15 protein-coding genes are annotated in these 12,966 nt (G+C 64.8%); 11 read left to right on the top strand and 4 right to left on the bottom strand.

The genetic code is table 11. The features are described 5' to 3' along the window. Nucleotides 1-3 precede the first annotated feature (3 nt). Genes AC1ZV1_RS04755 through AC1ZV1_RS04765 form a run of 3 tightly spaced genes read left to right on the top strand, consistent with a single transcriptional unit; the run spans nt 4 to nt 2,559 of the window. Nucleotides 4-573: an NADAR family protein gene (locus tag AC1ZV1_RS04755; RefSeq protein ID WP_484295731.1), complete on the top strand. Its 570-nt coding sequence runs from the start codon at nt 4-6 to the stop codon at nt 571-573. Beyond that, the gene (locus AC1ZV1_RS04760; RefSeq protein ID WP_484295732.1) at nt 566-1,507 is read left to right on the top strand and encodes an SMI1/KNR4 family protein; all 942 of its coding nucleotides are present in this window, start codon (nt 566-568) and stop codon (nt 1,505-1,507) included. Before AC1ZV1_RS04755 ends, AC1ZV1_RS04760 begins: the two co-directional genes overlap by 8 nt. Beyond that, nucleotides 1,504-2,559, top strand: a complete 1,056-nt coding sequence (locus AC1ZV1_RS04765) for a hypothetical protein (RefSeq protein WP_484295733.1) — start codon at nt 1,504-1,506, stop codon at nt 2,557-2,559. The genes AC1ZV1_RS04760 and AC1ZV1_RS04765 overlap by 4 nt, the downstream gene beginning before the upstream one ends. 48 nt (nt 2,560-2,607) lie before the next feature. On the opposite strand, the gene AC1ZV1_RS04770 is transcribed toward AC1ZV1_RS04765, so the two are convergent. Then, nucleotides 2,608-4,473, bottom strand: a complete 1,866-nt coding sequence (locus tag AC1ZV1_RS04770; protein WP_484295734.1) for an Lnb N-terminal periplasmic domain-containing protein — start codon at nt 4,471-4,473, stop codon at nt 2,608-2,610. 61 nt (nt 4,474-4,534) lie between these two features. After that, a complete protein-coding gene (locus AC1ZV1_RS04775) occupies nt 4,535-5,023 on the bottom strand; it encodes a DUF3015 domain-containing protein (protein ID WP_038803701.1) in 489 nt (162 codons plus the stop codon). Between the two features lie 230 nt (nt 5,024-5,253). On the opposite strand from AC1ZV1_RS04775, the gene AC1ZV1_RS04780 reads away from it, so the two are divergent. The 6 genes from AC1ZV1_RS04780 to bamJ all read left to right on the top strand — a co-directional run bounded on the left by AC1ZV1_RS04780 (nt 5,254) and on the right by bamJ (nt 10,506). After that, nucleotides 5,254-5,577, top strand: coding sequence for a TraR/DksA family transcriptional regulator (locus AC1ZV1_RS04780; RefSeq protein ID WP_484295735.1), 324 nt, complete (start codon nt 5,254-5,256; stop codon nt 5,575-5,577). Nucleotides 5,578-5,673: 96 nt separating this feature from the next. Then, nucleotides 5,674-8,181: a Lon protease family protein gene (locus AC1ZV1_RS04785; protein ID WP_484295736.1), complete on the top strand. Its 2,508-nt coding sequence runs from the start codon at nt 5,674-5,676 to the stop codon at nt 8,179-8,181. 147 nt (nt 8,182-8,328) lie between these two features. Then, nucleotides 8,329-8,670 carry a PA4575 family protein gene (locus tag AC1ZV1_RS04790; protein WP_484295737.1) on the top strand — a complete coding sequence of 114 codons (342 nt, stop codon included), beginning with the start codon at nt 8,329-8,331 and terminating at the stop codon, nt 8,668-8,670. A 187-nt stretch (nt 8,671-8,857) separates the two neighbouring features. Then, nucleotides 8,858-9,352, top strand: coding sequence for a TIGR00645 family protein (locus AC1ZV1_RS04795; RefSeq protein WP_017521628.1), 495 nt, complete (start codon nt 8,858-8,860; stop codon nt 9,350-9,352). Between the two features lie 126 nt (nt 9,353-9,478). Further along, nucleotides 9,479-9,775: a DUF6482 family protein gene (locus tag AC1ZV1_RS04800; RefSeq protein WP_024763075.1), complete on the top strand. Its 297-nt coding sequence runs from the start codon at nt 9,479-9,481 to the stop codon at nt 9,773-9,775. A gap of 113 nt (nt 9,776-9,888) precedes the next feature. Then, on the top strand, nt 9,889-10,506 hold the full coding sequence (gene bamJ / locus AC1ZV1_RS04805) for a BamJ family beta-barrel-assembly machinery protein (RefSeq protein WP_484295738.1): 618 nt from the start codon (nt 9,889-9,891) through the stop codon (nt 10,504-10,506). A gap of 135 nt (nt 10,507-10,641) precedes the next feature. Here bamJ and AC1ZV1_RS04810 read toward each other — a convergent pair whose 3' ends face one another. Together AC1ZV1_RS04810 and AC1ZV1_RS04815 are read right to left on the bottom strand one after the other, a co-directional pair. Further along, nucleotides 10,642-10,866: a PA4570 family protein gene (locus tag AC1ZV1_RS04810; protein WP_045217230.1), complete on the bottom strand. Its 225-nt coding sequence runs from the start codon at nt 10,864-10,866 to the stop codon at nt 10,642-10,644. Between the two features lie 170 nt (nt 10,867-11,036). After that, nucleotides 11,037-12,005, bottom strand: coding sequence for a polyprenyl synthetase family protein (locus AC1ZV1_RS04815; protein WP_484295739.1), 969 nt, complete (start codon nt 12,003-12,005; stop codon nt 11,037-11,039). A gap of 241 nt (nt 12,006-12,246) precedes the next feature. On the opposite strand from AC1ZV1_RS04815, the gene rplU reads away from it, so the two are divergent. Further along, a complete protein-coding gene (gene rplU, locus AC1ZV1_RS04820) occupies nt 12,247-12,558 on the top strand; it encodes a 50S ribosomal protein L21 (protein ID WP_017521623.1) in 312 nt (103 codons plus the stop codon). Between the two features lie 22 nt (nt 12,559-12,580). Then, entirely contained in the window at nt 12,581-12,838 is a 258-nt protein-coding gene (rpmA, locus tag AC1ZV1_RS04825; RefSeq protein ID WP_017521622.1) for a 50S ribosomal protein L27, read from the top strand. Nucleotides 12,839-12,966 lie beyond the last annotated feature (128 nt).

A 12,966-nucleotide genomic window follows, 5' to 3' on the forward strand; every position in this document is an offset into this window, starting at 1 on the left:
ATCATGGAAGAACCGATGACAGTCGAGCAACTGTGCCGACGCATCGAGGCGGGCGAAGCGTTCAAGTACGTGTACTTCTGGGGGCATCGCCCCAAGCGCTCCGCGGACGTCGACAAGAGCTGCTTCAGTCAGTGGTTCGAGGCGGACTTCGAGATCGACGGCGAGACCTACGGCAGCGCCGAGCACTACATGATGGCCGGCAAGGCCCGGCTGTTCGGTGATGAGGCGGCGCTGGCGAGGATTCTTGCGGCGCGCACGCCGGCCGAGGCGAAGTCGATCGGCCGTGAGATCCGCGGTTTCGACGAGGCCACCTGGAATGCCGCGCGCCTGGCCATCGTGACTCGCGCCAATCTCGCCAAGTTCGGGCAGAACCCGGCCTTGCGTGACTTCCTGCTGGGCACGGGCGATCGCGTGCTGGTGGAGGCCAGCCCGGTGGATGCGATCTGGGGTATCGGCCTGGCGGTCGATCATCCCGATGCGGGCAATCCGGCGCGCTGGCGCGGGTTGAACCTGCTGGGCGTTGCCCTGATGAACGTACGCGCTGTGCTGCGCAAGGAGGAGGGCAATGCCTGATTTCACACCGGCGCAGCAGCAACTGCTGCGTGAGCATCGCCTGGCCTGCTTCGCCGGGCGCATCATCCACGATGCACAGCCACCGATCAGCGACGCCCAGCTCGCGGAGGTCGAGTTGCGCCTGCGTAGCAAGCTGCCGCCGGAACTGGTCGCCCTGTGGCGCTGTGCCTTCGGTGGGCGGCTGGATTACGAGCTGTGCGTGGATTACGGCGGCCACCTGCATCCCTACTCGTTCAACGAGCTGTTCTACCCGGACAGCGACGGCTACCACGACCTGTGGGGCTGGCTGGAACACGAACAGGAATGTGCCGCGGACGTCGCGACCGAGAATGGTCAGGAATGGGATGGCCGCGTTGGCTTCCTGCCCATCGGCGGATTCGAGTACCTGGAACGGGTCTACGTCTGCGTCGAGCCGGAGGAGTTCGGCGTTGTGTACGCCTGGAGCCGCGCGTTGCCGCCGGCCTGGCCGCTGCGTTTGCACGAGGACGCACTGACCCGGGTGGCCGACGATCTGAACGGCCTGTTCGCACTGCTGGGCTTTGACGAAGACCCGTTTGCCGAGGGCGCGGACGCCGGGCAGGAGTTGCTCGAAGCCCTGGATGAACTGGCCGCCTCGGGCGCCGAGGGCGAAGCGCTGGCGCAGCAGTTGCAGGATTCGCTGCGACCGCTGGTGCGCGATTGGCGTGCGGCGCTGGAGCAGGGAAATATCGCCGGCGTGGGCGTGTTGCAGCGCCTGGCGCTGACCCACGCAGTGCGCAGCAGTGATATCGAGTTGCTGGAGCAACTGCGCGCCCAGGGTTGCGACCTGGGCCAGCTGCTGACCGGCGGCGGCAATGGACCGGTGCATGCGCGGGTGATGCAGCGCGAGGCGGTGATCCAGTGGTTCGCCGAGCAGGGCGTTGCGGAGTATCAACTCGACGGAAACGTGGCGTGACGCTGGCGACAGGTCTGCCGGCGTCGCTGGTCGAGTTCCTGCGCCAGCCGGTGGATGCGCCCGAGGATCAGGTCGGAGCGCAGGACTTCGTCCAGCGCTCCGATGTCCGTGAGCTGTATCACGACACCCTGGGGACGCCCCTTGCAGACACCATGCTCACCCAGTGCGCGGCACTGTTTCCCGAGCTCAATCCCAACCGCGCATCGCTGCTGGCGCTGTTCTGCGGCAGTTGGGTGGAAGGCGGCGCCAGCCCGCGTATTGCCTTCGCCGCAGTGCTGGATGCGTTGGGGCGTGCGCTGGCGGTACTGCGCCCGTACTGTGCCGACGAGGAGGTCGAGGACGACGAGAAGGCGCAGGTCGCTGCCCGGCAGGCCCGTGCGCGGCTCGATAGCCTGACGCCGGCGCAGTCATTTCGGGTCGACAGCGCGCACGCTGCGGTCGATCTGCTGGTGCTGCCGCTGATGACCATGCTGATGCGCTCGCGGGAGAATCACCGCGACTTCCTGGCCGGCAGCGAACTGCTGCGCGACATCGACGCGATGGTGAAATCCAACACCACGCTGCCCTTCGAGAACCTGCATTTCCTCGATCACGCGGCGGCGTTGAGCTACGAGGACGAACTCGTCGTGGTCCTGCCCAGGACACGCACGGGACTGGTGGTGAGTGCGCAAGGCATCAACTGCAACTTCCATGCGTTCTCCCTGCTGCAGCCGCTGCTGGCTGTCCACGGCGAGCGGCTCGGGTTGCAGGTCGCGGCGCCAGTTGCGTCGGCCGACGTGCCGCGTGACGACAGCGCGCAGTACCTGTGGCTGCAGGCATTCGCCTTCGAGAAGGGCGAGCTGGTCAATAGCCTGGCCTGGGCGTGGGGCGAGGCGCCGCTGCGCAGCAATAGGCGCAAGCACGGCCACTGCGTACTGATCGCGCTGGATACCGAAGAGGGAGTGTCGCGCTCCTGGTCGGGCTTCGCCGACCGCCTGCATGATGCGCACCAGCCATCGGTGGAGCTCGTGCGTTTCCTCAGTGCCGAGGAAGTGACGGGCTACCTGGACTGATGCTGGCAGAGGCGCGCCATGGCCCTGGTCATGGCGCGTCTTCTGCGATCAGTAGTGGTACCAGCGCAGCTCCAGCATCACTTCGCTGCGTGGGCTGGCTTCGTGGCTGAACTCGCGCTGGGCTGACAGGCGCAGGCCGAGATTGCGGCTCAGTTCCACCTGCTGGCCAACGCTCAGGGTGCGGCGCACCTCGCCGTTGTGGAAGTAGTCGCCCTTGCCCTCCAGGCTGAGGTTGCCCAGCGGGTTGCTCCACAGCACGCCGGTGTCGAAGCCCATGGCCGGGGCGATGGTGGCGGCGAAGTCCGGGTTGTTCTCGATGCGCGCCGTGCCCAGGGCGTAAGCCTGCAGGTCGTCGGTCAGCTTCCAGCTGCCGCCGGCGCCGCCATTGAGGTGACCGACCAGGGTGTCGTGGTCGTTGTCACTGTGCTTGCCGATCACCCGCTCCCAGCCGCCGGCGACTTGCCAGGACAGCGGTTTCAGCAGTTCGTTGCGCGGCGTCATGGAACGGATGGTGACCAGGTCCAGTTGCTGCAATTGCCAGCTGTTGCCTTCGTACTGACGCACCTTGAGCTGGCCGATCTCGATCTGCGCGCCGAGGGGGAAGCCGTAGGCGTTGTCGTCGAGGTCATGGTAGGCCATGCGCAGGCCGTACTGGGCGAAGGCCTGGCCGTCGCGACTGCCGGCGCCCAGTTGCCAGGTACGGGACTCGTGACCGTTCTCCGGCTGGCCCGGGCGTTCCACCTCCAGGGCCGGTGGCGGGTTGCGGTTGATTGCCTTGAGCAGGTTGTAGCTGCGCGTGGCGGTGGACTGGTCGCGCTCCTGGCCGGTCGCTCGGTAGCGCACCAGGCGGAAGGCGGTGTCCTGCACCAGCGCCTGGCGGTCGGCGGGCAGGGCGGCGAATGCGGGATTCTGTAGCTGGCTGTCGTCATCGGCGATGCGTCGGGCCAGCACCTTCTCGTCGTGGCTCAGCGGTTCGCCACGGGCCAGCAGTTCGCGCTCGCGGGACGGGCGGTAGTCCACACGGTCGATCAATCCGGCGTCCTTCACCGCGCGTACCGTGTCGGTGGGAATGGCGGTGAGTGGGAAGTGGTCGGTGAGCTCGGTGCCGGGACGGGCGATCTCCAGCAACTCCAGCAGGCGGAAGGAGCAGTTCTCGTCGAAGAAGTAGTACTTGAAGCGAATCTGCTTCAGCTCCCAGACGTGCTCGACCATGCGCGCAGTTTCTTCCGGCGTCAGGTTCAGGCGGTATTCCCAGAGATCGCGGTTCTCCAGGCGGCTGTATTCGGAGAGCTTCTCGCGGTAGGGCACCAGGGCGAACAGGCCGGGGTAGCCGCCCATCAGGCCCTTCCAGGCGTAGAGGATGCTGTTGTCCATGCCCTCGATGTAGGCGCCAAAGTTGAGCGCGTAGCTGAGCAGGGCGGTGTTGTCGGAATCGACGTCGGCCTGGTCGATGCGCAACAGCGTGTGGCCGAACATCGAGGACGGACTGTTCAGGTAGGCGGCCGGGAACACCAGCACGGCGCTGTGCGGGTTGATGTCCTGGTACCAGGTGGTGAATTCCTTGCACTCGACCGCCGGCAGGTCATCCAGCCGCAATTGCTGGCGCAGCCAGCGGGTACGCGCCGGGTAGACGCACTGAGCGTGCTTGTCGCCGAGGCTGGCCGGGGCGTAGAGAGCCTTCACGGTAGCGGCCAGTTCCGATTGCGGATGGCGTTCTCCGTCCTGGGCGAGGAAGAACTTCGGATCGTCGACGAAGCTGCGCCAGCCTCCGAGCTTGGCGTGTTCGTAATGACCCAGGGCCAGCCAGTAGGGCTCGTCGGCCAGCGTCTGCAGGCGTTGTGGGTCGATCGCGGGCGAGGCCAGCAGTGGGGTGCAGGCGCACAGCGCCATCCAGGGCAACAGGCGTTTGAGCATCGAGTGGACTACTGGAGGGGAAGGGGGAGCCCGCCGGGAGGCGGCGGGCTCGCGTCGGCCATCAGGCCTGTTCGGCGTACTTGGCCAGGGTGCTGTCCTGTTTCAGGACGGCCTGGGTATTGGCGTAGACGTCTTCGGCGGTGACGTCGGACTTGTTGAAGATCTGTGCGAAGTGCTCGTGGGTGACCTGGGCGAAGTGCGCGCGGTCTTCCGGCTTCACGCCCAGTACCACGGCATAGGTGGTCAGCGCTTCGCCGTCACCCTTGGCCATGTCTTCGGACAGCTCGTCCATCATGCTGCTGAGCACGATCATCGGCTTGCCGCCGTAGGTCAGCGCGCCGTTGGTGTGGCAGCCGTTGGTGCCGGTGGTCATGCCGAAGGTGTTATTGCCGCTGGTGCCGTTGGTGGTGGCGGCCAGGACGTGGGTGGCGGTGCCGCGCTGGCCCTTGAACAGCATGTTGCCCCAGCCGCAGCCGTCGCTGCCGGGGGCATCGGCGAGAGCGCTGAGGGAGGCGGTGGCGAGGAGGGTACCGAGCAGAATCCTTTTCATCTTTTTTCTCTCTTTTTGAGGTCGGGAACCGTTGGACAGTCGCTGATAGCAAAACAGCGCCGGGTCAGAGCTTTTCTCCAATGCCTTGCAGGTGTCAAGGCAACCGCCGTCGTGATCGGTATGGCCGGGCCTTGTGGAAAGGGCCGGGATGAGCGGCAGTTGATCGATATCAGCGGCGGAAATCTTGGAACCGACCACACTTGAATCAGTTCCCTTGCGAGGAAGTAGTCATGGTCGATTTCGATCCGCGGCCAGCGCTGGACCAGTTGGCGGCCGAGTATTTGAAACGTGCCGAGGCCATTCGCCGTGACCTCGGCAGCAGCCATTCGCCCGATTTCGCCGAGCAGGCCCAGCAGCGGCAGAACGATGACGTCCTGCGCGCCCTGCTGGCCGAAGCGGAGGCGGGCATGCGCCTGGTGGGTATGGCGCGGCTGCGCTTGGCCGACGGGACTTATGGCGAGTGCGCGCGGTGCGGCGAGGCCATCGAGGAGCGACGCTTGCGCGCGCTGCCGGCCGCCGAGCACTGCCTGCGTTGCGCCGATGCGGTGGACTGAAACTGTCACCAATACTGCCTTGCCAGTGGCGCGCGGGCGGCGCGAGAATGCGGACGAATCTCCGCGGCCTCGTGCCGCCCGAAGCAAGGACCTCCAATGCCCGATTCCGTTGCTGCCGGCCTGCGCCTGGCGCCCGATGAACTGACCCGCCCCTTCACTCCCGAACAGTTTCCCTTCAAGACCACCGAAGAACTGGAGCCTTTCCTGGGCGTGCTCGGACAGGAGCGCGCGGTCGAGGCGCTGCAGTTCGGCGTGGCAATGCCGCGTCCGGGTTACAACGTGTTTGTCATGGGCGAGCCGGGTACCGGTCGCTTCTCGTTCGTGCAGCGTTACCTGAAGGCCGAGGGCAAGCGCCTGCCGACACCGGCCGACTGGGTCTACGTCAACAATTTCGATGACTCGCGCGAACCCCGCGTGATCGAACTGCCGCCGGGCAGCGCCGCCGAGTTCGGCACCGATATCGATCACCTGATCGACAACCTGCTCTCAACCTTCCCCTCGGTGTTCGAGAACCCGGCCTACCAGCAGAAGAAGAGCGCCATCGACCGTGCCTTCAACCAGCGCTACGACAAGGCCCTGGATACCGTCGAGCGCCTGGCGCTGGAGAAGGAAGTCGCCCTCTATCGCGACAGCGCCAACATCGCCTTCACGCCGATGAAGGACGGCAAGGCGCTGGACGAAGCCGAATTCGCCCAACTGCCGGAAGAGGAGCGCGAGCGCTTCCACGCCGACATCGCCGACCTGGAGGAGCACCTCAACGAGGAGCTTTCCAGCCTGCCGCAGTGGAAGCGCGAGTCGAGCAACCAGTTGCGCCAGCTCAACGAGGAAACCATCACCCTGGCGCTGCAGCCGCTGCTGGCGCCGCTGGTGGAGAAGTACAACAACAACTCCGGGGTCAGTGCCTACCTGCAGGCCATGCAGCTCAACCTGCTGAAGACTGTGGTCGATCAACTGGTGGACGCCGAGCGCACCGACCCGCAGCGCAAGCAGGGCCTGGAGGAGCAGTACGCGCCGAACCAGGCGATCGGCCACCACGCCACCAGCGGCGCGCCAGTGGTATTCGAGTCGCACCCGACCTACGACAACCTGTTCGGCCGCATCGAGTACGCCTCCGACCAGGGCGCGCTCTACACCAGCTACCGCCAGTTGCGCCCCGGCGCACTGCACCGCGCCAACGGCGGCTTCCTGGTGCTGGAGGCAGAGAAGCTGCTGGGCGAGCCGTTCGTCTGGGACGCGCTCAAGCGCGCGCTGCAATCGCGCCAGCTGAAGATGGAGTCGCCGCTGGCCGAGCTTGGTCGCCTGACCGCCATGAGCCTGACGCCCCAGGTGATCCCGCTGAACATCAAGGTGATCATCATCGGTTCACGGCAGATCTACTACACGCTGCAGGACCTCGATCCGGACTTCCAGGAGATGTTCCGCGTGCTGGTGGACTTCGACGAAGACATCCCCCTCGCCGAGGACAGCCTCGAGCAGTTCGCCCAGTTGCTCAAGACCCGCACCTCGGAGGAGGGCCTGGCGCCGCTCACCCGAGAGGCCGTGGCACGCCTGGCGACCTACAGTGCCCGGCTGGCCGAACACCAGGGGCGCCTCTCGGCGCGCATCGGCGATCTGTTCCAGCTGGTCAGCGAGGCGGACTTCATCCGCCAGTTGGCAGGACAGGAAGTGACCGATCTCGGGCACATCGAGCGAGCCCTGAAAGCCAAGGAGACCCGTACCGGCCGTGTGTCGGCGCGGATTCTCGACGACATCCTCGCCGGCATCATCCTGATCGACAGCGAAGGCGCCGCGGTGGGCAAGTGCAACGGTCTGACCGTGCTGGAAGTCGGCGACTCCGCCTTCGGCATGCCGGCACGCATCTCCGCCACCGTCTATCCGGGTGGCAGCGGCATCGTCGACATCGAGCGCGAGGTCAACCTTGGCCAGCCGATCCACTCCAAGGGCGTGATGATCCTCACCGGCTACCTCGGCAGCCGCTACGCCCAGGAATTCCCCCTGGAGATTTCCGCGAGCATCGCCCTGGAGCAGTCCTACGGTTACGTGGACGGCGACAGCGCCTCGCTGGGCGAGGTCTGCACGCTGATCTCCGCCCTGTCGCGCACGCCGCTGCGCCAATGCTTCGCCATCACCGGCTCGATCAACCAGTTCGGTGAGGTGCAGGCGGTCGGCGGGGTCAACGAGAAGATCGAGGGCTTCTTCCGCCTGTGCGAAGCGCGTGGCCTGACCGGCGAGCAGGGAGTGATCATCCCGCGCGCCAACGTCGCCACCCTGATGCTCGACGAGCGTGTGCTGCAGGCCGTGCGCAACGGCCAGTTCCACATCTACGCCGTGCGCCAGGCGGACGAGGCGCTGAGCCTGCTGGTCGGCGAGCCAGCCGGAGCGCCGGACGCCAAGGGCCACTTCCCCCAGGGCAGCGTCAACGCCCGTGTCGTCGAGCGCCTGAAGGAAATCTCCGAGCTGGGCATGGACGAGGAAGAGAAGGAAAAACCGGCCAAGGAGCCCGCCGTCGCCAAGCCCGCCAGCAAGCCGAAGGCGGAAAAGGTGCCGGTGGAAAAGGCACCTGTGGAGAAAGAGCGCGCCCGCAAGAAGAAAGACGTCGACTGATTGGCGTCAGGACAGGAGCGCCGTTGTGGCGCTCCTGTCCGCGTGTTTTACAGACTGTTGTCCGCAAGATGGGTGGATAAATCCGCGCTTTCGCGTGTCGGAACCTGGGTGTAGTCTCGAACTCAGGACAACCGCGAGGGTGCCGCCATGCCGCGTAACCTCTGCCTTATCCGCCCCTGTCTGGGGCTGACCACGCGCATCGAGTGCGAGATCAGGCCGCTGGCCGGAGAGAATGGACTCTGGACCTTGTTGTGCGCTGCCGGCATGTCCGGGGCGCAGCCCACCGCCATCAAGGCGCAGGGCCCGTTCTGCGGGCCTTTCGTGGCTGAAGGCGTACTCGAAGCGATCTCCGATTGCCTGGCTCAGCAGGGCTACATCGTGGCAGAGGATCCCCCCATCTGGCAGGTGCACCTGCAAGGCGAACTGCGCCGCCTGAACGGCGATCGGTCGCGTAATGTCGGCAATTTCCAGTTCCGCCCGGAAGGTTGAGGGAGGATTGCGCAGCCGCTGCACGATCCGCTGAAGGCCGCGGGGCGCCTGGTCGCTACGGTGTGGTGCCGTGGCCGCCCACCAATTTATCCACAGACATATTTATCCATAGAAAGTCGGGATAACTCGCCAACGCCCTCCGCTATACTTCGGCGGCCCTTTTCCCAAGACCTTTCCTACGAGCACCATGGAACGATTCGTCGAAAACTCCCTGTATGCCGCGCGTTGGCTGCTGGCACCGATCTATATCGGCCTGTCGCTGGCCCTGCTGGCGCTGACCATCAAATTCTTCCAGGAAATCTTCCACATCCTGCCCAGCATCTTCAGCATCGCCGAAGCTGACCTGATCCTGGTGCTGCTGTCGCTGATCGACATGGCGCTGGTCGGTGGACTGCTGGTGATGGTGATGTTCTCCGGCTACGAGAACTTCGTGTCGCAGCTCGACATCGACGAGGGCAAGGAGAAGCTCAGCTGGCTGGGCAAGATGGACGCCAGTTCGCTGAAGAACAAGGTGGCCGCTTCCATCGTGGCGATCTCCTCGATCCACCTGCTGCGTATTTTCATGGACGCCAAGAACATCGAAGACAACAAGCTGATGTGGTACGTGATCATGCACCTCACCTTCGTTCTCTCGGCCTTCGCCATGGGCTATCTGGACAAGGCCACGCGCCACGACCATTGAGGCGCCGCCGCGTCATCGCCGCCGCCCGGCCGTTGCAAAACGGACGGGCGGTTGCGTTTTCGGCTTGCGGCTAGCGCCTGCTGGTCAACACTTCTGGCGTGGATCAACCCGCAGGAGGTGCAGCATATGAATCTGCAGGAACTGACCAGCCGCTCTGTCGCCGGCGACATTGACGAGATCAACCTGGTATCGCTGGAAGGCGATATCTACGTGCTGGAGGCGCGCATGGGCGCGCGCTTCTATCCGGTCCAGGACGAGGCAGGACACGTCATCAGCGTCCGTTCGGTCGCCCACGCACGGGAAGTGCTTCGTGCGCTGCCCAGCGTCCCCTTCCATCTGGTGCATGCCGTGGTGCATGACGAGATGTGTGGCATGGACGACGAGCGCGACATCGGCGCTGGCGTGACCATCCCGCTGCATTGAGTCGGGAGCTCGGCGCCTGTTCCTTCCCGCTGCGCAAGGCCTGCGCGGTGGGGGAGACGGTGCATCTGTGCTAGGCTGGCGGCCCTTTTTTGAACCCCCAGCGGAGCGCCGCCATGAGCGAACTCAATCTTTCCACCGACGAAGCCCGCGTCAGCTACGGTATCGGCCGTCAGCTGGGCGACCAGCTGCGCGAGAACCCGGTTCCGGGCATGACCCTCGACGCCATCGTGGCCGGCCTGTCCGACGCCTACGCCGGCGTTGAAAGCCGTGTGCCTGGCGAAGCCCTGTCCGCCAGCTTCCAGGTGATCCGCGAGCGCATGCAGGCCGAGGCCCAGGCAAAAGCCGAAGCTGCCGCCGCTGTTGGCCGTGAATACTTGGTGGAAAACGCCAAGCGCGAAGGCGTGACCGTCCTGCCGTCCGGCCTCCAGTACGAGGTACTGGCCACCGGTGAAGGCGCCAAGCCGTCCCGCGAAGACACCGTGCGTACCCACTACCACGGCACCCTGGTCGACGGCACCGTCTTCGACAGCTCCTACGAGCGCGGCCAGCCGGCTGAATTCCCGGTGGGCGGTGTGATCGCTGGCTGGGTCGAGGCCCTGCAATTGATGAACGCCGGCAGCAAGTGGCGCCTGCATGTACCGAGCGAGCTGGCCTATGGTGGCCAGGCCGTCGGCAGCATCCCGCCGCACAGCGTGCTGGTATTCGACGTCGAGCTGCTGGAAATCCTCTGATTCGTCAGAGGTGCAGTCCGCGGCGGTCGTCCCTGACCGCCGTGGCTTGCGCGGGGTCCCTCCGGGCCCCGAGTGCAGCCGCCTCCCGGGCGGCGACCGCACCGATGGCGCTTCCTGCGCCATCGCAAAGAACGTCTAGCGCAGCGCGCGGGCGTAACAGAACAGGAACAGGTTGCGTACCAGCTCCTTGAGTACCAGCGGTTCGCTGGTATTGAGCTCGGACAGCTCCAGGCCACCCTGTTCGCGCAGCTCATCCAGGGCTTCTTCCTCCAGCACCGCGCAGACTTCCCCGGTGTCCCGATGCAGGATGCGCAGGTAGGGGTGCGGGCGATCCAGCCAGGCGTCGATCATGTAGGTCATGGCGTGTTCCTCCGTGCAGACCGTTTAATGAGAATAATTCTTATTATCTTAATAGCAAGCCTGAATTGGAAAAATTTTCACGCAGGCGACGATCTGTTGTTCCCGGTCAACGGACAGGCAACAAAAAGCCCGCCGCGGTGAACCGGGGCGGGCTGTTGCGAAACGGCGGATCAGTGCGTGCGGGCGACGGCGAACTCGGCCAGTTCGACCAGCGCGGCCTTGTATTCATTGTCCGGCAGCGCCTTCAGGCAGTCGATGGCGCGGGCAGCGTAGTCGCGGGCCAGGTTGGCGGTGTAGTCCAGCGCGCCGGCGGCTTCCACGGCAGCGCGGATGCCTTCCAGGTCCTGGCTGCCGCCCTGCTGGATGGCCTTGCGGACCAGCGCGGCCTGCTCCGGGGTGCCGTCGCGCATGGTGGCGATCAACGGCAGGGTGGGCTTGCCTTCGGCGAGGTCGTCGCCGACGTTCTTGCCGAGGCTGGCAGCATCGCCGCGGTAGTCGAGCAGGTCGTCCACCAGCTGGAAGGCGATGCCCAAGGCGTCACCGAACAGGCGCAGCGCCTCGGATTGTTCCGGTTGGGCGTTGGCCAGCGCAGCGGCGCTGTGGGTGGAGGCTTCGAAGAGCATCGCGGTCTTGCCGCGGATGACTTCCATGTAGGTTTCTTCGGTGGTGCTGGCGTCGCGGACCTTGGACAGCTGCAGCACTTCGCCTTCGGCGATCACGCGGGTGGCCTGGGAAATGATGCGCATGACCGGCATGGAGCCCAGCTCGACCATCATTTCGAAGGAGCGTGCATAAAGGAAGTCGCCCACCAGCACACTCGGCGCGTTGCCCCATTGGGCATTGGCAGTAGCGCGGCCGCGGCGCAGGCCGGAGGCGTCGACCACGTCGTCGTGCAGCAGGGTGGAGGTGTGCAGGAACTCGATGGTGGCGGCCAGCAGCTTCAGGTCATCGCCCGAATAGCCCAGGGCCTTGCCCGAGAGGAGCACCAGCAGCGGGCGAAGACGCTTGCCGCCGGCGGAGATGATGTAGTCGCCGATCTTTTCCACCAGGGGAACGCGGGAAGTGAGTTGGCGACGGATGATGCCGTCGACGGCGGTGAAGTCGTCCGCCACCACGCGATAGAAAGCCTGGGGTTGCATTAAAGACAGCGCTCCTCGTAGATTGCGCGGCATGCTAGGTGCCGCTGTTTGGGCTGTCAAGGCAAGGCCCCGTGGGGCTTGATCCGCGCCAGGTGTTTGCGTACAATCGCGGCCCCGAACTTCCCTGGCATATCCTGCCTTACGCAATTGCACGGGCGTCCTTTCCGGCCCCATGCAGCCATGCCGACCGATTCCTCTTTCTATAAAGCGTCGGGTGAGCAGGTCTAACGGAGACATCCAGATGTACGCAGTAATTGTTACTGGTGGCAAGCAATACAAGGTCACCGAAGGCGAATTCCTCAAGGTCGAGAAACTCGACGTCGCCACCGGCGAAGCGATCAACCTGGATCGCGTTCTGCTGGTCGCCAACGGCGATGACGTCAAGATCGGCCTGCCGGTGGTAGAAGGCGCAAAAGTGACTGCAGAAGTGGTTTCCCACGGTCGTCACGACAAAGTGCGCATCATCAAGTTCCGCCGCCGCAAGCACCACATGAAGCGCCAGGGCCACCGCCAGTGGTTCACTGAAATCAAAATCACCGGCATCCAGGCCTAATTCCTTTTAGGAGAATTGACTCATGGCACACAAAAAAGCTGGCGGTAGTACCCGCAACGGCCGCGACTCAGAAAGCAAACGCCTTGGCGTGAAGCTGTTCGGTAGCCAGGCTGTCAAGGCAGGCAACATCATCGTGCGTCAGCGCGGCACCCAGTTCCACGCTGGCTACGGCGTTGGCATGGGCAAGGATCACACCCTGTTCGCCAAAGTCGACGGCGTGATCAAGTTCGAAGTGAAAGGCGCCTTTGGCCGTCGCTATGTAAGCGTCGTCGCTGCCTAAGCGAGCTCTCACTGAAAAAGCCCTGTCTCGCGACGGGGCTTTTTTGTTTCTGGCGTCTCCAGGCGAGGTGCTGTCGGTTCGGGCGTTTGCGCGTACTTGGCTGTATCCTATGCTCCTTTTCTTATTTT

This window comes from Pseudomonas sp. BB438, from assembly GCF_057180225.1.

Bases quoted from the DNA above. Each gene is read 5' to 3' on its own strand.
- AC1ZV1_RS04755 (WP_484295731.1), top strand. From the start codon at position 4: ATGGAAGAACCGATGACAGTCGAGCAACTGTGCCGACGCATCGAGGCG.
- AC1ZV1_RS04760 (WP_484295732.1), top strand. From the start codon at position 566: ATGCCTGATTTCACACCGGCGCAGCAGCAACTGCTGCGTGAGCATCGC.
- AC1ZV1_RS04770 (WP_484295734.1), bottom strand. From the start codon at position 4,473: ATGCTCAAACGCCTGTTGCCCTGGATGGCGCTGTGCGCCTGCACCCCA.
- AC1ZV1_RS04775 (WP_038803701.1), bottom strand. From the start codon at position 5,023: ATGAAAAGGATTCTGCTCGGTACCCTCCTCGCCACCGCCTCCCTCAGC.
- AC1ZV1_RS04780 (WP_484295735.1), top strand. From the start codon at position 5,254: ATGGTCGATTTCGATCCGCGGCCAGCGCTGGACCAGTTGGCGGCCGAG.
- AC1ZV1_RS04785 (WP_484295736.1), top strand. From the start codon at position 5,674: ATGCCCGATTCCGTTGCTGCCGGCCTGCGCCTGGCGCCCGATGAACTG.
- AC1ZV1_RS04790 (WP_484295737.1), top strand. From the start codon at position 8,329: ATGCCGCGTAACCTCTGCCTTATCCGCCCCTGTCTGGGGCTGACCACG.
- AC1ZV1_RS04795 (WP_017521628.1), top strand. From the start codon at position 8,858: ATGGAACGATTCGTCGAAAACTCCCTGTATGCCGCGCGTTGGCTGCTG.
- AC1ZV1_RS04800 (WP_024763075.1), top strand. From the start codon at position 9,479: ATGAATCTGCAGGAACTGACCAGCCGCTCTGTCGCCGGCGACATTGAC.
- bamJ (WP_484295738.1), top strand. From the start codon at position 9,889: ATGAGCGAACTCAATCTTTCCACCGACGAAGCCCGCGTCAGCTACGGT.
- AC1ZV1_RS04810 (WP_045217230.1), bottom strand. From the start codon at position 10,866: ATGACCTACATGATCGACGCCTGGCTGGATCGCCCGCACCCCTACCTG.
- AC1ZV1_RS04815 (WP_484295739.1), bottom strand. From the start codon at position 12,005: ATGCAACCCCAGGCTTTCTATCGCGTGGTGGCGGACGACTTCACCGCC.
- rplU (WP_017521623.1), top strand. From the start codon at position 12,247: ATGTACGCAGTAATTGTTACTGGTGGCAAGCAATACAAGGTCACCGAA.
- rpmA (WP_017521622.1), top strand. From the start codon at position 12,581: ATGGCACACAAAAAAGCTGGCGGTAGTACCCGCAACGGCCGCGACTCA.